19 protein-coding genes are annotated in these 20,102 nt (G+C 62.6%); 16 read left to right on the top strand and 3 right to left on the bottom strand.

The window, feature by feature from the left end:
• From NKI69_RS14510 to NKI69_RS14485, 6 genes are all read left to right on the top strand, one after another.
• A partial coding sequence (locus tag NKI69_RS14510; protein ID WP_352440311.1) for a cadherin-like domain-containing protein occupies nucleotides 1–2,570 on the top strand: 2,570 nt, incomplete at its 5' end.
• Between the two features lie 60 nt (nucleotides 2,571–2,630).
• On the top strand, nucleotides 2,631–3,002 hold the full coding sequence (locus NKI69_RS14505) for a hypothetical protein (RefSeq protein WP_023809946.1): 372 nt from the start codon (nucleotides 2,631–2,633) through the stop codon (nucleotides 3,000–3,002).
• A 31-nt stretch (nucleotides 3,003–3,033) separates the two neighbouring features.
• A complete protein-coding gene (locus tag NKI69_RS14500) occupies nucleotides 3,034–3,807 on the top strand; it encodes a lytic transglycosylase domain-containing protein (protein WP_128305813.1) in 774 nt (257 codons plus the stop codon).
• 92 nt (nucleotides 3,808–3,899) lie between these two features.
• Nucleotides 3,900–5,099, top strand: a complete 1,200-nt coding sequence (locus tag NKI69_RS14495) for a type 1 periplasmic-binding domain-containing protein (RefSeq protein ID WP_128305810.1) — start codon at nucleotides 3,900–3,902, stop codon at nucleotides 5,097–5,099.
• A 348-nt stretch (nucleotides 5,100–5,447) separates the two neighbouring features.
• Nucleotides 5,448–5,837 (top strand): thermonuclease family protein, encoded by a 390-nt coding sequence (locus NKI69_RS14490; RefSeq protein ID WP_245486389.1) that lies wholly within the window; start codon nucleotides 5,448–5,450, stop codon nucleotides 5,835–5,837.
• A 228-nt stretch (nucleotides 5,838–6,065) separates the two neighbouring features.
• A complete protein-coding gene (locus tag NKI69_RS14485) occupies nucleotides 6,066–6,818 on the top strand; it encodes a GGDEF domain-containing protein (RefSeq protein WP_127290312.1) in 753 nt (250 codons plus the stop codon).
• Nucleotides 6,819–6,876: 58 nt separating this feature from the next.
• Here the strand turns inward: NKI69_RS14485 and NKI69_RS14480 are convergent, their stop codons facing one another.
• Complete coding sequence (locus NKI69_RS14480; protein ID WP_352721721.1) at nucleotides 6,877–8,424, bottom strand: GMC family oxidoreductase; 1,548 nt, start codon at nucleotides 8,422–8,424, stop codon at nucleotides 6,877–6,879.
• 43 nt (nucleotides 8,425–8,467) lie between these two features.
• Nucleotides 8,468–9,145: a FadR/GntR family transcriptional regulator gene (locus NKI69_RS14475; protein WP_023809939.1), complete on the bottom strand. Its 678-nt coding sequence runs from the start codon at nucleotides 9,143–9,145 to the stop codon at nucleotides 8,468–8,470.
• Between the two features lie 204 nt (nucleotides 9,146–9,349).
• Here NKI69_RS14475 and NKI69_RS14470 point away from each other — a divergent pair, with 204 nt between their 5' ends.
• The 9 genes from NKI69_RS14470 (at nucleotide 9,350) to NKI69_RS14430 (ending at nucleotide 18,439) form a co-directional block, all read left to right on the top strand.
• A complete protein-coding gene (locus NKI69_RS14470; RefSeq protein ID WP_128305807.1) occupies nucleotides 9,350–10,978 on the top strand; it encodes a GMC family oxidoreductase in 1,629 nt (542 codons plus the stop codon).
• Between the two features lie 290 nt (nucleotides 10,979–11,268).
• On the top strand, nucleotides 11,269–12,420 hold the full coding sequence (locus NKI69_RS14465; protein WP_352721719.1) for a cupin domain-containing protein: 1,152 nt from the start codon (nucleotides 11,269–11,271) through the stop codon (nucleotides 12,418–12,420).
• A gap of 45 nt (nucleotides 12,421–12,465) precedes the next feature.
• Complete coding sequence (locus NKI69_RS14460) at nucleotides 12,466–13,623, top strand: LVIVD repeat-containing protein (RefSeq protein WP_352721717.1); 1,158 nt, start codon at nucleotides 12,466–12,468, stop codon at nucleotides 13,621–13,623.
• A gap of 9 nt (nucleotides 13,624–13,632) precedes the next feature.
• Entirely contained in the window at nucleotides 13,633–14,040 is a 408-nt protein-coding gene (locus NKI69_RS14455) for a RidA family protein (RefSeq protein ID WP_023809936.1), read from the top strand.
• A 26-nt stretch (nucleotides 14,041–14,066) separates the two neighbouring features.
• Nucleotides 14,067–14,687, top strand: a complete 621-nt coding sequence (locus NKI69_RS14450) for a glutathione S-transferase family protein (protein WP_023809935.1) — start codon at nucleotides 14,067–14,069, stop codon at nucleotides 14,685–14,687.
• The gene (fhmpcd1, locus tag NKI69_RS14445) at nucleotides 14,687–15,616 is read left to right on the top strand and encodes a 5-formyl-3-hydroxy-2-methylpyridine 4-carboxylate 5-dehydrogenase (protein ID WP_023809934.1); all 930 of its coding nucleotides are present in this window, start codon (nucleotides 14,687–14,689) and stop codon (nucleotides 15,614–15,616) included. The genes NKI69_RS14450 and fhmpcd1 overlap by 1 nt, the downstream gene beginning before the upstream one ends.
• 130 nt (nucleotides 15,617–15,746) lie before the next feature.
• On the top strand, nucleotides 15,747–16,577 hold the full coding sequence (locus NKI69_RS14440) for an ABC transporter ATP-binding protein (protein WP_023809933.1): 831 nt from the start codon (nucleotides 15,747–15,749) through the stop codon (nucleotides 16,575–16,577).
• Nucleotides 16,574–17,389, top strand: coding sequence for an ABC transporter permease (locus tag NKI69_RS14435; RefSeq protein WP_023809932.1), 816 nt, complete (start codon nucleotides 16,574–16,576; stop codon nucleotides 17,387–17,389). Before NKI69_RS14440 ends, NKI69_RS14435 begins: the two co-directional genes overlap by 4 nt.
• Nucleotides 17,390–17,428: 39 nt before the next feature.
• On the top strand, nucleotides 17,429–18,439 hold the full coding sequence (locus NKI69_RS14430) for an ABC transporter substrate-binding protein (RefSeq protein ID WP_023809931.1): 1,011 nt from the start codon (nucleotides 17,429–17,431) through the stop codon (nucleotides 18,437–18,439).
• A 38-nt stretch (nucleotides 18,440–18,477) separates the two neighbouring features.
• Here the strand turns inward: NKI69_RS14430 and NKI69_RS14425 are convergent, their stop codons facing one another.
• Complete coding sequence (locus NKI69_RS14425; protein WP_023809930.1) at nucleotides 18,478–18,903, bottom strand: hypothetical protein; 426 nt, start codon at nucleotides 18,901–18,903, stop codon at nucleotides 18,478–18,480.
• Nucleotides 18,904–19,057: 154 nt separating this feature from the next.
• On the opposite strand from NKI69_RS14425, the gene NKI69_RS14420 reads away from it, so the two are divergent.
• On the top strand, nucleotides 19,058–20,032 hold the full coding sequence (locus tag NKI69_RS14420) for a putative B6 ABC transporter substrate-binding protein (protein ID WP_245486387.1): 975 nt from the start codon (nucleotides 19,058–19,060) through the stop codon (nucleotides 20,030–20,032).
• Nucleotides 20,033–20,102: the final 70 nt, after the last annotated feature.

Below are 20,102 nucleotides of genomic sequence, written 5' to 3'. Positions count from 1 at the left end.
AGGCGACCGACGCCAACGGCAACACGATCACCAACACCATCACCATCGACGTCACCGACGACATTCCGACGGCACATGCCGACACCAACAGCGTTGTCGAGGGCGGCATCGTGAGCGGCAACGTGCTGACGGACGGCACGGACGACGTGTTCGGCGCCGACGGCGCGGCGGCGGGCGGCGGGGTTGTCGGCGTGGCCGCCGGGAGCAACACCGCGGTTCCTGTGAGCGGCGGGCTTGGCGCCGGCATTCCCGGCACTTACGGCACGCTGACACTGAACGCCAACGGCAGCTACAGCTATGACGGCCTGCCCAACGTGGTCCCGCCGGCCGGCGCGACGGAGACCTTCGTCTACACCATCATGGACGGCGACGGCGACCTGTCGACGACGACCTTGACCATCAACCTGTCGGATAGCGGCCTTGCCGCCTCCAATGACGACCTGACGGTCAACGAGGCGGCGCTGCCGATCGGCAGCAACCCGTCGAGCACCGCCGAGACCATCGCCGGAACGGTCGTCGACAATGTGTCGGGCGGCACCGGCCCCTACACCTACGCCCTGGTGGGCAGCGGCACCGGCACGCACGGCACGCTGACCTTCAACGCCAACGGCACCTACAGCTACACGCTGACCACGCCGGTCGACGGCGCCGATGCCAACAACGGCACCAACACCGTCAACAATGTCGAGACCTTCACCTACCAGGCGACCGACGCCAACGGCAACACGATCACCAACACCATCACCATCGACGTCACCGACGACATTCCGACGGCACATGCCGACACTGGCAATGTAAACGAAGGCGCTCTGCTGACCGTGACGGCGGCGGCGGGCGTGCTGGTCAATGACGTTGCCGGCGCCGACGGTGCAACCATCGACGGCGTGCGGGCAGCGGGCGGCAATACGACGACGGCGGTGACGACCGGTGTTAACACCGACATTGCCGGCCTGCACGGCACCTTGCACCTCAACGCCGACGGCTCCTATACCTACCAGTCGACGACCCACAGCATCAGCGCCAACACCACGGACGTGTTCGTCTACACCATCAAGGACGGCGACGGCGACCTGTCGACGACGACGCTGACCATCAACCTGGCGGACATCAATGACGCACCCGTTGTCGCGAACACCCAGAACTGGATGTCGAGCGACCCGGCGCAGCAGACCTTGAGCACGCCTAGCTATCCGAATGGGTATCCGTTGCTGGTTTCCATTCCGACGGATGCGGACGGGGATAACCTCATTGTCACCGCCACGGGAACGATCCCCACCGGCACATTCTATTTCAACGGCGTGACCTATGTCGCCCTAACAGCCGGCACGGTGCTCTACAATCCGTCCGGCGGTATCGATTTGCTGGACGACCTGGTTTATCGGCCAACAGCATCGCAAACTGACACGGTCAACAACAACCTGTCGCTGGATGTATATGACGGTCATACTCACATAGCGCAGACGGTCGGCATCCACGAAGTGCCGCCGACTAGCCTGCCGAGCGACACGTCGCAGATTGGCAATGGCAACAGTCCGCTTACGTCGGGCAACGATCAGATCACAACGCTCTCCCTGTCGCAAGCGACGGTCAGCGCAATCCTGGCTGATCCACACAACTCGACGGTAGTGGTCTATACCGACTTCCAGGAGTCGCCTTTCATCACGCCTATTCCCTTGGGCGAACGGAATCCGGGTGTCTACGGAGACAGCAGCGCGGGCTCGCATCGTGAGCAGGAAGTGCAAGTCGAAATCAGAATTGGCTCGGATCGCTTCGCGATCGTCGAAGATGACACCAGCCCTGGGACTTTCGAGCAGAGCTGGTTCTACGATCCGACCACAGGTTTGATGAAGGCGACCGTCGACTACGACCACATTTACCTTCTGGACGGCAGCGGCAATGCCACCTCCACAACGCTTGCCAGCTACCTGATCACGCATCCGCCGTCAGTCGGCGACAACTGGACCCTGTCTTATTTCGACAATGATGGCGGCAATTTCCAGGCGCGCAAAGTGAGCTTCTCTTTCTTCTCGCATGATCCAGGCGACCCCGGGATCACGGTGAATGGCGATGCCACACTGGCCGACCAGATCTATGGAACGTCCGGCATCGACCATCTTAACGGCAATGGCGGCAATGACATCATCATTGGGCGAGGTGGCAACGACTTCCTTGACGGTGGTGCTGGCAACGACACGCTCGATGGAGGTGCTGGCAACGACCTGCTCATCGGTGGCGCGGGCCAAGACACGCTTACCGGAGGCACTGGCGCCGACACGTTCAAGCTCGATCATCTCGACATCAAGGATCTCATCACTGACTTCAATGGCGGCGAGGGCGACAAGATCGACCTGACCGGGCTGTTCGACACAGCACCCGGAGGGGCTAATATCGGTGACTTCGTGAACTACGATGCGGGGACGGGCACGCTCAGCGTAGATGCGAATGGGACAACCGGCGGAGCCAATTTCATTGACGTGGCAACGCTGACGAACCTGCCCGCTGCCAACACCATCACGCTGCTCTACGACGATGGCGTAACCCAGCATACGACGACTGCAAACGTGGTTTAACGCCATGGCGCACGGCCACGCGACTATGTTATACATCGCTAATATCTAGGGGAGCTCAACATGAAACGTTCTGCAAGACTGCTGGTTTCCGCTGCGACGCTGTTGCTGGCAGTCGGGTCGACGGGGTATGCCGCCGACATCATCGATGGCCCGACCGGCGATTATTGCCGTGTCGTGGGGACGTCCAACCTGGTGCTGAACGACAACATCGTCGATCTGAAGCAGCAAGTGGTGAAGCTGATGGACGAGTCGGTCGCCGCCGCCAACAGTTCGGAGTGGATCAACTCGTCGCGTCCCGTCTTCGTCTGGGCATCGGAAGCCAAGGTCGCCTGCGGCATGGCTTACGGCTACCTCAAGACGAACTACAAGGACGAAGACACCCTCAACAAATGCGAGTGTTTTCACGATCGCATGGTCGAGTACATGCACTGACCGGCTAGGCGAACCACGCCTGTTGGCCATCATGACAGCCGACGGATCCTTCCTGAAGGCGGTCGCGGGCGCGATCGTGTTGCTTGGCTTTGTCCAAACGGTCACGCCGGCCAGTGCCAACTGGCTGGAACGACCATCCGTGAAACAACAGCTTTCGTCCGGCCTGAAGCAGGCAGTGCGCTGTGATCCGGCCACGGAGTGGACCCGGCAGACATTCAAGGCATTTGCCAGCTGCCAGGCATCGATCCATGGCCTGGAGCCGCTGCTGGCGCATGCGGTGATGGAGATCGAAAGCGGCTTCGATCCCGGCGTGCAAGGCGCCGACGGCGAAGTCGGCCTGATGCAGGTGATGCCGGCGACGGCCAGGATGCTCGGCTTTCGAGGTTCTCTGGACGATCTGAGCGCGCCGGCGACCAACATCGCGCTGGGAGTCAGATATCTTGCACAGGCCAACAGGTTGGCCGGGGGCGATCTGTGCACCACCGTCATGAAGTATCGCGCCGGGCACAATGAAAGCCGGTTCTCGGCCCTTTCGGTCCGCTACTGCCAGCGTGCGCGGGCAATCCTGGCAAGGGAGGGGATTGAAGTGACCGGGCCGTTGCCGGTGGCGACGTTCGGCTTTTCCGCCTTTTCAGGCGGTGAGGGTGGAGCCGCTGCCCAATTCTGGCCGGGGAAGGGGGCAAAGGGCGTTTGCGTGCGCCGCCTGTTCGTGCCCGGGCCGCGATACATGAAATGCGCCGACTATCGAAGTGCCGGGCAAGCAAGGCAGATCAGGACGCTCAGAGGCAGGCTTTTCGGCGGCTAAAAGAACTACAGACGGCACTGCAAGTCCGCCGTAACATGCGTTGGAGACCAGACCGGGAACAATATCCGGCGGCACATAGGGGTGGAGCATTCATGGAAGCTGGCCGACAGGTCCACTGTCCGCGGACATGGGCAATCGCCTTGGCGCTCGCCGCGATCGTGTCGGGCTGCCAGTCGAAAGGCGGCGTGTCCGAAGTGCTCGATCCGGCGGCGGTTGCCGCGCCTGCCGGGCAGAATGGGGCCGCTGTTACCGGTCCCGTCCAGGCGACCCAGTCGCTGGGCACCGGTTCGACCAAAGTCACGATGCTGCTGCCGTTGTCCGGCTCCGGAACAGCGGGCGAAAACGGCAGGAAGATGCTGGATGCGGCCAAGCTGGCGATGACGGATATTGGCAATGGACTGCTTACGCTGACGGTAGAAGACACCAAAGGCGACAGCGCACTGGCCGGCAAAATGGCGATAACGGCCATAACGACGGGCTCGAAGGTCGTGATCGGCCCGACCGAACTGACGGCAGCCCAGCATATTGCCACGCTGTCTGGATCGAAGCGGCCACCGGTCCTGGCGCTCGCCGATAATTTCGCCGGTGGCGCCGGGGTTTATGCCGTGCTCCTTGGCGAAGCGGACAGCGCCGCCGCGGGCGCTGCGGGACTAGCCGCGAAAGGCAGCAAGAAGTTCGTACTGCTTGTCGCGGATGGCCCAAACGCCGGCGCCATGGAGAAGCGGGTCGCAAACAGCCTCAGCATCTACGGCGCGGCGCTCGCGGTCACTCTCCGATATTCCGCCGGCGACGGCGCCGCGAAGGCGGTCGACGAAATGGGCTCACTCGTGGACGCCCCCGACGCCGTCATTGTCGCCAGCGGCAATGGCAGTCCGTCGCCTGTCCTTGCCGCCCTCAAATCGAAGGGCATTCCGGGAAAGACTGTCTCCGTCGTCGGAACGAACCGTTGGCTGGAGCACCCCATGGATCCGCTCTTAGAGGGGGCGTTTATCGCCACGCTCGATCCAAGTGAAACCGGGCCGATCGCCGACCGCTTCAGGACGGCATACAACTATCCGGCTGACGTCAATGTGGCCTATGCCTATGACATGGTTGCCCTGACGGCAGGGATTGCCAGCGCGATCGGGCCTGATGGCTTCAGCAAAAAGGTTCTCGAGAATCCAAACGGCTTTCGCGGGTCGACCGGCCTGTTCCGGTTTCGGGCCGACGGATCCAGCGAACGCTCGATGCCGTTCTATCGGATTGAAAAAGGTGCGCTCAAGCTGGTTGCCAAATCGACGTCGGGTTTCTGACCGGCGCAAATCCCTGAGATCCTGTTCAAGCTGATGGGCAGGCCGGGCCGCAGCCGCTTGGCGATCGCGCTCGGAAGCCTGCTGCTTCTGGCCGGGATACTGTTGATCATTCAAGGTGGGGCGTTGCTTTCGGTCGATCGGCCTGTCCGTGCCCCGTCGCGGGATGTTGACGATACGCAGCCTATCCGGCCGGTTGCCCCGGTAGCCGGCGCACAGCGCCTGGAGCCGGCGCGCAAGGTTGCTCAAGACCTGATCGCTCCGCCACGGCTTGATCCCGCTGAGATCGAACGGACCGAGCCCCGTCCGCCACTCAGCGAGCTCGGTCTCGCCGTGCCCCCGAAAACGCCAATGCCTGGGGATTGGCGGGAGGTCTTGCTCTACCGCCCGGTTGCCACATCGTCGGCGATGTTCGAATCCATGGGCCGCAAGGTGGTCATCAGCGGAGTGCGAGGCATCGATCTCGACAGCTCCTGCTCGTTTCATGACGTCACCTGGCCTTGCGGCCTGCGCGCACGCGCCGTTTTCAATTCCTGGCTGAGGGGACGCGGGCTGCACTGTTTCGTACCGCCGGACGTCGAGCGTTTTGCCGTCGCCGCACCGTGCAGGCTGGGCAAGCAGGATGTTGGCGCCTGGCTTGTCTCCAACGGCTGGGCCACGGCGCTGCCGAGCGGCATCTACGGCAAGGCGGAGGCGACAGCCAGGAAGGCTGAGATGGGCATATTCGGCCCGGCACAATAGCCTGCCATTCAACCCTGATGTTTTGTTTGTTAACCGCCACGGGCGCAGCTTAGATCTTTGTTTTTCTGCATGTCCTTTTCCCAAAGCCGAGGTCATGCATTGGGAGCAAGCCGATTTCGTCCGCAGCCTTGATGGGGTCATCGCGCAATCGATTAAATTGCAAGGTTCCTTGAAACTGAAATTGCAACACACCGGCCCTATACCAGCCCATCCACAGGAGATCGGCCAGTGACAAAGACTATGGTGAGCACCACCGACCAGGCATGGAAAGGCGTCGCTTTGCTGACGTTTCTGGGAACCACTGCAATCCTGGGCGTTTCCGTCGGCCTCAATTATCTGCTCCTGTTCTCCGAGGCGCTGACGCCATTTGGGCGCAGCATGATCACGGCAATCCTGTTGCCTGTCGTCCTTGGTGTTCCGCTTTTTCTGTTCGTTGGATTGAAACAGATCGAGCTTCGTCGCTATCGCCGGGAACTCGACAAGTCGGCAACCTTCGACACCACGACCGGCTGCCTGAACGGAGCGGTCTTCACGTCGATGGTCGAAAAAAGAACGGCAAGGCCGTCGGTGCCGGGGCCTAAATCGGGCGCCTTCCTGGTTATCCATTCGGAGCATCTGCGGTCCATCAACCTGCGCTTTGGTCTTGAATGGGGCGATCAAGCCTTGCGGCTCATAGCCTCGACCATACAATCGTCGGTGCGCGCGGAAGACCTGGTTGGACGCATGGGGACGTCTATGTTCGGGGTTTTCCTCGCCGGCGCGACCGAAGCAGAAGCCAGGGAAATCGGCGAGCGTATCGAGGCGCGCATCGCGCAAGTCTATTTCGCGCCAAAGGGGACCGAGGATGCCCTGACCGTCAAGGTCGGCGGCGTGGTGTTCGAAAACCAGGTGGAGTTCGCGGACATGTTCCGGTCCGCCGAGCAGCGCATGGCCGGCGTCCAGGACGGAGCCGCGTTTGAACTGACGCATCTCCATAGCTGACATTCGCCGGGAACCAGAGCCATTCGGAACCCAGGGGAATTGTCGGACGCGGCCGCGGTTACGCTGACGACGGGGTAGCCCGTGAAGACGCCGCCCAGGTTTCGGCTACGGCGACGATCGCGGCATTGATCGGTCCGCTCGGGATCGCCGGCATCACCGAGGCGTCGACGACAAAGGCATTGTCGAAGCCGTTCAGCCGCAAGTCAGGATCGACGACGGCCTCAGTGTCACGACCCATCCGGCACGTGCCGGCCGGATGGTGATGGGTGGAAGCAGCCCTGGCGATGAAAGCATCGAGTTCGGCATCGGACTGAACCGGGGCGCCTGGCAGGATCTCCATATCGCGCCATTCGTCCAGAGCCGCATGATGGCCGACCATGCGCGCCCGCTTCAACGCCATCCTGAATGTCGCGCGATCGTGTTCGGTTTCGAGATAATGCGGGTCGATGACCGGCGCATCGTTGCGGCCCGGCCCGCTTGGTGTGATGCGCCCTCGGCTTGTCGGATGGGTGACGCCGCACAGGATGGTAAAGGCGGAGCCATAGGGCGGGGTCTTCAGGCCCTCGGCCGCGGACGGGGCGACGACGCAGGCGAGCACGATATCGGGACTTCCCGTAGAGCGGGTCGGATCGTCGCTGTGCAGATACATCAGCGATTCGGAGTGCTGCAGGCGGGAGGGCGGCACCGGCTTTTTCGTGCTGTAGACATTTCCGAGAGCCAGCAGATGATCCTGCAGGTTGCGGCCCACATCGCCCCGATCGGCAAGGCAGCGTATATCCGCCTGCTTCAGCGTATCGGGACAGCCAATGCCCGACCGCATGAGGATGAGCGGCGTGGATACGGCGCCGGCGCAAAGGACGATCCGGTCGGCGCAGAGCGTCCTGGTCTCACCCTCGCACACCACGCTCACGCCCGTGATCTTGTGGCCGTCCAGCACCAGGTGCTCGACCTCGTGGCCGGCGAGCAAGGTCAGGTTCGGCCGCGCCATGACCTGCGACGGCAGATAGGCGTCGGCGACGCTCAGGCGCTTGCCGTCACGTATATTGAGTGAATTGGGACTGGTGCCGACCAGTTCGCCGCTGTTGTGGTCGCTCAGGGTGGGAGCGCCCAGGGATCGCCCGGCGGCGATGTAGGCACGCACGACCGGACTGACCTCGGCGTCCGGCAGATAGACGTCCAGCGGGCCGCTCTTGCCGCGTGTCGGCGCATCGAAGGCGGTGAAGGCTTCGCTGCGGATGAAGCCCGGCAACAACCCCCGATAGGACCAGCGCTCGCCGCCGGCTTGCGCCCAGGGTTCGAAATCATCGGGATGGCCGCGCACATAGGCCATTGCATGCAGGCAGCTCGAGCCGCCGACTATCCTGCCTCGCGGCCATTCATGGATGCGGTCGGCGGTGAAGGGCTGGGGCACGGTCCGGTGGCTCCAGTCGTAGGCGCGGCCCTGGAGCATCGTCCACTTAAGCGGATCGGCGATGTCGGGATCGGCCGGCATCGCCCCGGCCTCAATGAGGCCGACCTGGCACGACCGGTCTTCACTGAGCCGGCTGGCAACAACCGAGCCGGCGGATCCCGCACCGATCACCAGCACGTCGAAATGACGTCTCAATTTGGAATTCCCCGCACAGGCTCAATGTCGGAAGCTGATACGATCACGCGGCAAAGGCGCCGGCATTCGACCGTTCCATGATCTGTCTCTGCACGGACAAAAGGTGCGCGCGCATTGCGGTCTCTGCCGCTTCGGGATCGCGCTGCGAGATCGCTTCGGCGATCAGGCGATGCTCGCCGTCGCGGTGGGCGATCCGCTTGGGGCAGGTGGGTGCCGCGGTGCGCGCAACCTTCACCCGCGCATCGACACCGACCTGGCGCAGCATCTTGTAGAATTCCGCGGCGAGGTGGTTGCGGGCCGCGGCAACGATCGCGAGATGGAAAGCGAAGTCGACCTCACCCGACGGGGCGTTCTCAGGCGTGGTTGCCGCGTCGAGGATCCGCGCCGTCTCGAAAGAAGAGGCGCGCAGCGACGCCAGTCGGGCAAGGCCCGGCTCCATGATCAGGCGCAATTCCAGGACCTCGATCGGATTGGTTACCCTGACCAATTCCTCGCCATATCTCGGAAGGGCGGTCGGCGCCCGCCTGGCGCGCGCCGGTTTGAGGTCGCCCGAAAGGCGCAGCACTTCAAGCGCCTTGCGAAGCTGATGGCGCTTGACGCTCAGATGTTCCGCAAGATCGCGCTCGGACGGAAGCTTGCCGCCGCCCTGCTGCAACTGGCGGACCGCGGCGATGATGTCGTCGAGATCCGATGGTCCGACCTGCGGCTCGAATGCGCTCAAAACCAAATCTCCTGTCCGATCGGCAGACCGCCGACTCAACGTCCCGACATCATATTGTGACACGAAAACCTGTTCGACGGCACTCAACCAATTCAACCAATCTACAACTGTACGCAATGGTTGACAACACCAGTTGCGCGATGGTTGACTGCCCATGTCGACGGTTGCCATCGCGGCGGACCGTCTTTCTCCCGAGGATCACGCATGCCGGCTGGCGAAACCTTTGACTACGTCATTGTCGGTGCGGGATCGGCCGGCTGCGTGCTGGCGAACCGGCTGAGCGAAGACCCTGCCGTGTCGGTGCTTCTGCTGGAGGCTGGGGATTGGGACCGCGATCCGATGATCCACATCCCACTCGGCTGGGGCAAGATCCTGACCGAACGCCGCCACGACTGGATGTATTTCTGCGAGCCCGAGGCCAATGTCGGCGGCCGCAAGGTCGAATGCGCGCGCGGCAAGGTCATCGGCGGCTCTTCCTCAACCAACGCCATGGCTTATGTGCGCGGCAATCGCGGCGACTATGATCGCTGGGCGGCAAGCGGCCTGACGGACTGGTCGTTCGACAAGGTGCTGCCCTACTTCAAGAAGCAGGAGCGCTGGGAAGGAGGCGAAAGCCGGTATCGCGGCGGCAGCGGGCCGCTGAACACCCAGTTCTGCCGCTACAAGGACGAACTGATCGATGCGTTCGCGACGGCCAGCCGTGATGCCGGATATCCGCAGACCGACGACTACAACGGCGCCATACAGGAAGGCTTCGGCCGCCTGCAGATGACAATTGCGAACGGCCGCCGCTGCTCGACCGCGACCGCCTATCTGCGGCCGGCTATGCGTCGCGGCAACGTCAAGGTGCTGACCGGCGCGATGGCGACGAAGATCCTGCTGAAGAATGGGCGCGCAACCGGCGTTGCCTACACCAGAGGCGGGGCGAGCCATGAAGTTGTGGCGCGGCGCGAGGTCCTGCTTGCCGGCGGCGTCATCAACACGCCGCAGCTGATGATGCTGTCAGGCATAGGCGACAGCGGCGAGCTCGCGGCGCATGGCATCGAGACGAAAGTCGATCGTGCGCAGGTCGGCAAGAATTTGCAGGACCATGTTTCGGTCATCCTGATGTATCGTCGCAAACAACCGGGACCGTTTCTCAAGATGATGCGGGCCGATCGTATCGGGCTGGATTTCGTCAAGACCTATCTCACCGGAAAGGGCTTTTCGGGAGATGTGCCTGGCGGCGTCGTGGCATTCCTGAAGAGCGACGCAAGCCGGCCGTTGCCGGACGTACAGCTGCTTTTCACCGCCGCACCGCTTGGAGCATGGCCTTACATGTCGCCGTTCAAGGCGCCGTTCGCCGACGGCTTTGCGACCCGTATCGTTGCCGTGCAGCCGGAGAGCCGCGGCAGCGTCAGGCTGGCGTCCAGCGATCCGGTCGCCGCGCCCCTGATCCATCAGAATTTCCTGTCCTCGCAGCGCGACTGGCAGTCGCTTCGCGCCGGCTTTCGTGTTGCGCGCAACCTTGCCAGCCAGCCGTCCATGGCTCCGTTCGTTGGTGCGGAGTTCTTCCCCGGCCCGAAATGCGAGAGCGACGAAGAGATCGACGAGCATATCCGCAAGACCTCGATCACCGTGCATCATCCGGCCGGCACGTGCCGCATGGGCGTCGATGCGGCATCGGTGGTCGATCCGGAATTGCGGGTGCGCGGCATCGCCGGACTTCGTGTCGTGGACGCCTCGGTCATGCCCGACCTCGTCTGCGGCAACATCAATGCGGCGGTCGTCATGATCGCCGAAAAGGCCGCGGATCTGATCCGCAGCCGCGCCCAACAGAGCGTGGCGGCCTGACAGAGGCGGCCGGAATACAACCAAAGTCTTTTGGTTGAGATTGAAAACTGCGTTGGTTGGACCGTCATGTGCCTCCGCCTGGCCGTGACGAGGCGGCTTCATGCCCTGATTTCAAGGCATATTTCGAGCATTCTTGGGCTATTTCTGCCTGTTTCTGGGCATTTGCCTCTCAAAAATGCACCTCAACCAAAAACTTATAAAATTCGCAATTTGGGTATTGTCGCGCAAAACCAATGCGAATACGGTTGAGTTGGTTAGAAGTATTTTCTTCGTGACGAGAGGTGTCCGATATGTCCCTGGCGCAACCAGCTAACGATGTGCTCACCAACAAGAAGGCAGCACTCAAGGGCCTCTATGACGCCCTCTACGCAAAGAACATGTTTCCGTTCTGGGCGACGTCGGAAGGCGTCGATCATGACGAGATCAAGCAGCTGATGGCGACGTCGAAGGCCGTTCCCTTCGTGTGGTCCTATTCGGACATCGAGCCGCTGCTGCAACGCGCCGCCGAACTGGTGACCATGGACGACAGCGAGCGCCGCTCGCTGATCCTGGTCAATCCTGGCTTTGCGCCCAAGCGTGCATCGGTCAGCACCATGTACACCGCCTACCGCCTGAATGATCCCGACGAGATCATGCCGCCGCACAAGCACTCGCCGAGCGCCATCCGCTTCGGCCTGACCGGCAAGGGCAACTTCACCGGCGTCGAGGGCGAAGACGTGGTCTTCGGCCCCGGCGACATGGTGCTGACGCCCAACGACGCCTGGCACAATCATGGCACCGTCGGCGGCGAGCAGGCGGTCAACCTGTCGGTGCTCGACCTGCCGCTGGTCGAAACGCTGCACGCCGTCCATTTCGACCACAAATACACCGAGATGGTCGACGGCAAGGAAGTCGAGAAGAAGGTGCAGACCGCCCGCTATCCCGGTGACTATTCACAGCGCATCTATGGCGAGGGCGGCCTGATGCCGCGTTTCGTCGACCACAAGCGCGGCGGCGGCCTGTCGTCTCCGATGTATGTCTATCGCTGGGAGAAGATGGAAGCGGTCCTAGACGCTCACAAGGATTGGGATGGCGACCCTCATGAAGGCATCGTCATCGACTATGTCGATCCGACGACCGGCGGACCCGTCTTCCACACCATCAATTTCTACGTGCAGATGCTGCGCCCCGGCGAGAAGACCTTGCCGCAGCGCGAGACCGCCAGCCTGCTCTTGGCGCCGTTCCGCGGCAACGGCCATTCGATCATCGACGGCAAACGATATGACTGGAACCAGTTCGACACCATCGCCATACCCGGCGGTTCCTGGGTCGAGCATGTCAACGGCTCGTCGAGCGAGCCGGTGATCTTCTTCGGCGCCACCGATGCGCCGACGCAGAAGGCGCTGCTCCTCTACAAGCGCTGGGGCCGCAACCAGGCCGGCGATCTGCTCCGTCTCGTCTAGTTCCCATCCTACTGCCCCGCCGCCATTGGCGGCGGGGACATTGAAATGACGTTTCAGCAGCAAGGGCGTATGCATTTGGTTTCGGCGTTCAACACCAAGCAGATCGGCCATGTCGACTGCCCAGGCGGCGGCCAGGTCTGGGTCGACGGCAACATCCTCTATATCGGCCACATGCGGCCGCCGAGCGGTACGACGCTGGTCGACATTTCCGACCCGCGCAATCCGCGCAAGATAGCCACGATCGATGTTCCGCCCGGCTGGCACTCGCACAAGGTGCGCGCCAAGGACGGGCTGATGATCATCAACCACGAGCGCTTTGGCGATGCCGGCCCGGCCGATTTCGGCGGCGGGTTGGCACTCTACGACACAACCAAGCCGGCACAGCCCAAGCTCATCTCGAAATGGACAACCGGCGGCAAGGGCGTCCACCGCTACGACTTCGACGGCCGTTACGTCTACATCTCGCCGACCGCCGACGGTTATGTCGGCAACATCGTGATGATCCTCGACCTGATCGATCCCACAAAGCCGGTCGAGGTCGGACGCTGGTGGATACCCGGCCAGTGGACGGGTGGCGGCGAGGAATACCCCTGGCACGACTATGTCACGCCGCGTTGCCACCATCCTTTGCGCATGGGCGACCGGCTGTATGTCAGCTACTGGCATCACGGCCTGTTCATCCTCGACATTTCGGACATCACCAAGCCGAAGCTGGTCTCGCACGTCAATTCGAGCCCGAGCTTTCCGCATCCCACCCACACCTGCCTGCCGATTCCACAGCCGCTCAAGGGCCGCAACATCATGGTGGTGGCGGACGAGGACGTCGCCAAGCTTCGGCCATCACCGCCGGCCTTCACGTGGATCTACGACATCACCGACGAGACCAACCCGTTGCCGATCTCGACCTTCCAGGTGCCGGGCCTCGACCCGGATGGTTCACCGCAGCCGCAGATGACCGGCTGCCATCAGCCTTCCGAACGGTTCAAGGGCACGATCATTCCGTTTGCATGGTTCGCGCAGGGGCTGCGCCTCGTCGACATCGCCGACCCGTTCGCGCCAAAGGAGGTCGGCCATTTCGTGCCCGACGCGCCCGAGGGGGCGGAGCGTTCCTCGTCCAACGACGTGACCATCGACGACCGCGGCATCGTCTACCTGATCGATCGCATCCGTGGCGTCGACATCATCGAAACCAGTGTTCTCTAGGAGCAGGCATTGAGCGACAGCACGCGAAAATCCGCCAGCCATTACGCCATCGGCAACAAGAACCCGAACCTGCCGTTTCATCCGGCGGTGCGTGCCGGCGACTTCATCTTCGTCTCGGGCCAGGTGCCGAAGGACGACAACAACAACATGATCAGCGGCACGATCGAGGAAGAGACGCTGGCCACGCTGAAGACCATCGCGCGCGTCATCGCGCATGAGGGCGCGACGCTGTCGGATGTCGTGCGGATCACCACCTATCTCGAGGATACGCGCGATTTCGGCCGCTACAACAAGGCGTTCCTCGAAGGGATCGGCGATGCCGTGCTGGCGCGCACGACCGTCGAGGCAAAGGCCGTCATCAACACCAAGATCGAAATGGACGCGATCGTCTACAAGCCGCTCCCAGCGAGCAAGTAGGCATTGGACACAATCGAGGAGACGACATGTACAAGCTGTTAGGCCGCCAGACATCAGGCAACGTCCAGAAGGTGCTCTTCATGCTCGAAGAGCTTGGGGCATCCTACAAGCGCGAGGACTATGGCCGCCAGTTCGAGAACACCCAGACGGCGGAATACAAGGCGCTCAACCCGACCTCCAAGGTGCCGACGCTGGTCGACGGCGACACCGTGATCTGGGAGTCCAACACCATCCTGCGCTATCTCGCGGCATTCGGTGGCGAACAGTTGAATGGCGCCACGCCGGCGGAAAAGACCGAGGTCGAGCGCTGGATGGATTTCCTGCTGGCGGCGGTCAATCCCGGCTACCTGGCGGCCTTCAAGGGCGCCAAGCTCACACCCGAGGAACAGACCGCCGAATACAAGGAACAGGTGAAGGACCTTGTCGCGCAACTCAAGATCGTCGATGGCCACCTGGCCGGCAAGGACTTCCTGGCGCTGGACAAGCTGACCCTTGCCGACATCGCCTGCGCGCCGATCCTGAAGCGCTGCGTCGACTTCAAGATCGACCGGCCGTCGATGCCCGATCTGGAGCGTTGGGTGGCCGCGATCGCCGCCCGGCCGGCCTTCAAGGCGGCAACCACTGCTGCTCCCGCAAAGGCCGCATAATGATCAGGCGCGCCGCTCTCATCGGATTGGGAACGATGGGTCCAGGCATCGCCGCGCGGCTTTCGCGCGGCGGCCTCGATGTCACGGCGTATGATGTTTCACAGGCGTCGGTCGAGCGTGCCCGCGGCATGCTCGATCTCGCCGGCGGCGTGCTCGATCGTCTCGACATCAAGGCGCCCGGGACAGGCGCCGGCAGCGTGCGATTCGTCGAGACGATCGCCGAGGCCGTCGATGGCGCCGAACTGGTGATCGAGAACGTGCCCGAGAATATCGACATCAAGGCGCAGACCTATCGCGACATCGATCCGCTGATCGGCCCGTCCGTCATCGTCGCTTCCGACACGTCGGGCATCCCGATCACCAAGCTGCAGGCGCATATTTCGCATCCCGAGCGGATGGTCGGCATGCACTGGTCGAACCCGCCGCACATCATCCCGATGATCGAGGTGATCGGCGGCGAGAAGACCGCACCTGAAACCGTGGCTGTTATCCGCGATCTTATCCGCTCGATCGGCCTGCTGCCGGTGGTGGTGAAGAAGGATGTTCCAGGCTTCGTCGAGAACCGCGTGCTCTATGCGCTGCTGCGCGAGGCGGTTGATCTTGTCGAGCGCGGCGTCATCGAGCCGGAAGACCTCGACACCTGCGTATCCTGGGGCATCGGCTACAAGATCGCCGTCATCGGTCCGATGGCGCTGCTCGATATGGCGGGGCTGGATATCTACAAATCCGTCTCATCCTTCCTGAATGCCGATCTCTCCAACCGCGACGATGTCGCGCCGATGGTGCTGGAGAAGACGGCTGCGTTGAAGTTCGGCATCAAGTCGGGCGAGGGCATGTTTGCCTACACGCCCGAGCAGACAAAGGCGCTGCAAGGCGAACGGGCGCGCAAGCTCGTCGCGGTGCGGCGCATCCTGGAAGGCCGGGAGTAGCTAATGTCAAACGGTGCGCAGAGGGCAGGCCGGTTCGAGGAGTTCCACCGGTCGGCTGTTTGTGTGAAGGGTGCCTTCGCCATCAAGACGGCGTGGCTGCGGCCGACGAAAGCGCGCGGGGCGACAAGCCATGCGCATTGAAACCATTCGAGCCGCCGGTGACAGGCCGGCCCATATCCGCCATGACAATCTGATCTCCGCCAAGGGCGTTTCGGTGGTCATCGCCCGGCAGTTGATCCTCAGCAACATCGATCTCTCTGTGCCGAAGGGGTCGTTTGTCTCCCTTATCGGCCCTTCCGGTTGCGGCAAGAGCACCTTGCTCAAGGTGCTGGCCGGGCTGGTGCAGCCGACCCAGGGCAGCGTTGCGATCGCCGGGCTCGCACCGGTCGAGGCGGCGCGCAAGTGTATGATCGGCCTCGTCTTTCAGGACGCCAACCTGCTCCCCTGGAAGAACGCCGTCGACAATGCGTCGCTGCTGCTCGGCATCGCCGACAAGTCGCTGTCGCGCTCGGATTTGCGGGCGCGCGGGCAGGAGATGCTGGAACTGGTGGGGCTGGGCGACAGCGCCCACAAGCGCCCAAACGAACTGTCGGGCGGCATGCGGCAACGGGTCGCCATCGCACGGGCCCTGGCGCTCGATCCGGCGGTGCTGCTGATGGACGAACCGTTCGGCGCGCTCGACGCCATCACCCGCGATTCGATGGGGCAGTCGCTGCTGGAAATCTGGCAGCGTACCGGCAAGACGATCGTGCTCGTCACCCATTCCATCGACGAGGCCATCCATCTGTCGCGCCATGTGCACGTGCTGGGGATCAAGCCCGGGCGGATCACCGAGAGCCTCGACATTGCGCTGCCTTATCCACGCGACCTGTCGGTCAGCGAAGATCCGGAGTTCGTCAGGCTGGTGGTCCAGTTGCGAACCATGCTGCGCTCCAGCCATCAGCCGGGAGGCGCGTCTTGAGCGACCAACCCATCACGGACCTTCCCGAGCCGCGCCTCGCCTCCAGCTGGAGTGCGGCGACCGGCAGTTGGCTACCGGCGGTCATCCTGCTGCTGGTGACGATCGTGGCGTGGGAAGCCGCCGTGCGGATCTTTGCCATATCCGCCTTCATCATTCCCGCCCCGTCCGAGATCGCGAAGTCGCTGGTGGCGCAATGGGGCACGCTGATGCAAGCGACGCTGGTGACCGCGGGCGAGATCCTGTTCGGCTTCCTGGTCTCGGTCGTGGTCGGCATTGCCATTGCGCTGGTCATCGTGCGCTTCGACTGGCTGGGACGCGCGCTGTATCCACTGGTGGTGCTGTTCCAGAACGTGCCGAAAGTCGCGCTCGCGCCGATCTTCATCCTCTGGTTCGGCTATGGGCTGGCGCCCAAGATCGGCCTCATCCTGGTCATCGCCTTCTTCCCGGTGACACTGTCGATGCTGGCGGGCATGCAATCGGTCGACCGCTCGCTGCTGTCGCTGATGAATTCCGTCGGAGCCAGCCCGACGCAGATCCTGTTCAGGATCCGCGTTCCGCATTCGCTGCCGAACCTGATGGCCGGAACCAAGATCGCCGCCACGTTGAGCGTGATCGGCGCCATCGTCGGTGAGTTCGCCGGGGCGTCGGACGGTCTCGGCTACGTCATCCAGTTCGCTTCGACCCAGCTCGACACGGCGCTGGTCTTCGCAGCGCTGCTGCTCGTTTCCGTGCTTGGCATCGCCTTCTACTACGCCGCCGAAATCCTCGAACGCATCGTGGTGCCGTGGGCGCCGAAATTCAGCCAGTCCTAGGTCCGCTCGATCAACCAAATTCATAAAAGGGAACAAAAAATGCTGAGACGCTCACTTATCAAGGCCGCTACCTTCGCGGCGTTTGTTGCAGCACTCGGTTTTTCCAACGCTGCTCTGGCGGCGGACAAGGTCAACGTTCAGCTCGACTGGGTGGTGCGCGGCAATCACGCCATGTTTTTCGTCGGCAAGGAAAAAGGCTTCTTCGCCAAGAACGACATCGATGTGGCCGAGATCCGCAAGGGGTCCGGCTCGCCGGACGCGATGCGGCTGGTGGGCAATGAGAACGCGGATTTCGGCTTCGGCGATCTTCCCACGCTTGCCGTCGCACGGTCGCAGAATGTCCCGGTCGTGGCGCTGGCGGCCGTCAATCAGCACTCGCCGCTGGGGATCATTTCGCTGGCCAAGACGCTGAAGCTCACCAAGCCGTCCGACCTCAAGGGACTGACCATCGGCATTCATCCGGCTGGCTCCACCTACATCTTCTTCAAGGGCTTCCTGGCCGCCAATGGCCTGACCGAAAAGGACATGACGCTGAACAGCGTCTCGCCTCCCTATGAAAGCTATCTGCTGCTGGGCCGGGTTCAGACGGTCGTCGGCTATATCGACGCGGAGGTTCCCGAGCTGGAGGCGAAGGCCGGAGGCCCCGGCTCGCTCAGCATCATGATGGGGGCGGACCATGGGTGGAAAGCCTATGGCTCGGGCCTGTTCACCTCGCAGGCGATGATCAAGGACAAGCCGGACGTCGTGCGCCGCTTCGTCAAGGCGTACAGGGAGGCCTTCGACTATGTCGTGGCTCATCCGGAAGAGGCCGCCGAGATCACGGCCAAGGCAGCGCCCGGCTATGCGGACAAGAAGGACGTGCTGCTGGCGCAGATCAACGCCGACATCGCCTCGACATTCAGCAGCCCCGACACCAAGGAACACGGTCTCGGCTGGATGACGAAGACGCAGTGGGAGGAGACCCTAAAGACGCTGACGGACCAGGGCGTGCTCAAGGCGGCTCTGTCGGCGGACGACGTCTTCACCGACGCATTCCTGGCAAAAGAATAAGGGGCGCGCGGTGTTCGAACGGAAAGATCGATGAGCGCCTACCGGCAGACCAGGCTGTCCTGCGCGATGGCGCAGGACACATCACGCTCGCCTTTCGCCGCATCGGCGCGGTCGAGCGTGACCTGCACGCGGGTGGCATATGCCCGGCTCGCCAGACCGCACCACAGCCGCTCGACGGGCAGGTTCTCGCGCTTGTCGTTGAGGATCGTGAACGTGCCGGTCTTCGCATCGAACCAGAGCTCGACGCGGGTCTTCTTGCCCGGCTCGATCGTTGCGATCCCGGCTGAATACCAGTGGGCGAAGTCGGCGTTGCAGGAGAGGCCTTCGCTGCCCGCATTCGAAATCGTCAACGGAACCATGTCGAGCCCGTCAGTGCCGGTGCGGACGGTGACATGGTGCAACTCAACCGCGTTGGCGAAGGACGACAACGCCAGCATCACCGGAAGGGCATAACGGATCTTCACTTTGCCTGAGCTCCATATATAAATTTCGCAGGCAGTCTATCTCGCTTTCGCGCAATAACAATAAGAATGTTGATTGGTAAATCAAAACAGAGAGGGTAACATGTTAAAGATTCTCAAGAGCAGTGTAAGTGCAGTTATATTGAGCGGTGTCTTGATGAGCGGCGCGCTTGCCGGCGAGGTCAAGTCGATCGCCATCCTGACGCCCGAAGAAGGCACGGACTATGGCTGGAACCAGCAAGGCATCGACGCTGCCAAGGCGGCGGGCAAAGCCGCAGGTGTCGAAGTGGTCGTGGCCCAGGGTCTCGGCTATGGCGACGTTCGTCCGACCTTGCGGGAACTTGCCTCCGACGGCGCCAGCCTGCTGATCGCTCATGCCAGCGGCTACAACACCTCGGCGCCCGAAATCGCCAAGGAACTGAAAGTTCCGGTGGCGATCGTCGACACGCCAGCCGGCTTGGAGAAGGGCCTCGTCGCCGACTACACGCTGAGCGGCCACGAGGGTGCCTATCTGGCCGGCCGTCTCGCCGGCAAGGTGTCGCGTTCCAAGTCGGTCGGCATCGTCGTCTCGGGCGAACCGCCATCGTGGAATTCGCAGTCGGCGGCGTTCGCACAAGGCGTGAAGGCGGAGAACCCTGACGTCAAGATCACCTATGCGGTGATCGGCCCTGCCGCCTACAGCGACGCGGCCGGCGGCAAGCGCGTCACCGAAAGCGTGATCGCATCCGGTGCCGACATCATCTTCGGCCAGGGCAACGGTTCGAGCTTCGGCATGCTGCAGGCGGTCGAGACGACCAAGGCAGCCGATGGCGGCAAGGTCTATTTTATCGACGTCATCGGCGACAAGACACCGATCGACAAGGGCTTCCTGCTGTCGTCGGTGGTGTGGAACATCGAGCCGGTCTATGCGGCGATGATTGCCGACCTGAAGGCCGACACGTTCGGCACCAAACACTATACGATCGGCCTCAAGGACGACTCGGTTAAGCTGCTGAAGACCGCTGCGATCCCGGACAATGTCTGGACGGAAATCCAGGCGCTGCGCGAGGACGTCATTTCCGGCAAGATCAAGGTCGAGCCGGTCTATGACGCGGCCGCCGTAAGGGCACTGATGACCAGCGTCGCCCAGTAAGGCGATCACGGTCAACTGCCGGAGGGGTGATCCGTTCACCCCTCCGGACGATTCCCGTTTTTTTGGTGCT

The sequence above is a fragment of the Mesorhizobium sp. M0491 genome, from assembly GCF_040321265.1.
In the GTDB taxonomy this organism is placed as follows: Bacteria; Pseudomonadota; Alphaproteobacteria; order Rhizobiales; family Rhizobiaceae; genus Mesorhizobium.
Note: the sequence above shows the minus strand (reverse complement) of the source record. Positions and strands in the feature narration are given on the sequence as shown.

Excerpts from the sequence above, each read along its gene's own strand:
- NKI69_RS14505 (WP_023809946.1), top strand. The coding sequence starts at position 2,631 with ATGAAACGTTCTGCAAGACTGCTGGTTTCCGCTGCGACGCTGTTGCTG.
- NKI69_RS14500 (WP_128305813.1), top strand. The coding sequence starts at position 3,034 with ATGACAGCCGACGGATCCTTCCTGAAGGCGGTCGCGGGCGCGATCGTG.
- NKI69_RS14495 (WP_128305810.1), top strand. The coding sequence starts at position 3,900 with ATGGAAGCTGGCCGACAGGTCCACTGTCCGCGGACATGGGCAATCGCC.
- NKI69_RS14490 (WP_245486389.1), top strand. The coding sequence starts at position 5,448 with ATGCCTGGGGATTGGCGGGAGGTCTTGCTCTACCGCCCGGTTGCCACA.
- NKI69_RS14470 (WP_128305807.1), top strand. The coding sequence starts at position 9,350 with ATGCCGGCTGGCGAAACCTTTGACTACGTCATTGTCGGTGCGGGATCG.
- NKI69_RS14465 (WP_352721719.1), top strand. The coding sequence starts at position 11,269 with ATGTCCCTGGCGCAACCAGCTAACGATGTGCTCACCAACAAGAAGGCA.
- NKI69_RS14460 (WP_352721717.1), top strand. The coding sequence starts at position 12,466 with ATGACGTTTCAGCAGCAAGGGCGTATGCATTTGGTTTCGGCGTTCAAC.
- NKI69_RS14450 (WP_023809935.1), top strand. The coding sequence starts at position 14,067 with ATGTACAAGCTGTTAGGCCGCCAGACATCAGGCAACGTCCAGAAGGTG.
- fhmpcd1 (WP_023809934.1), top strand. The coding sequence starts at position 14,687 with ATGATCAGGCGCGCCGCTCTCATCGGATTGGGAACGATGGGTCCAGGC.
- NKI69_RS14440 (WP_023809933.1), top strand. The coding sequence starts at position 15,747 with ATGCGCATTGAAACCATTCGAGCCGCCGGTGACAGGCCGGCCCATATC.
- NKI69_RS14430 (WP_023809931.1), top strand. The coding sequence starts at position 17,429 with ATGCTGAGACGCTCACTTATCAAGGCCGCTACCTTCGCGGCGTTTGTT.
- NKI69_RS14420 (WP_245486387.1), top strand. The coding sequence starts at position 19,058 with ATGAGCGGCGCGCTTGCCGGCGAGGTCAAGTCGATCGCCATCCTGACG.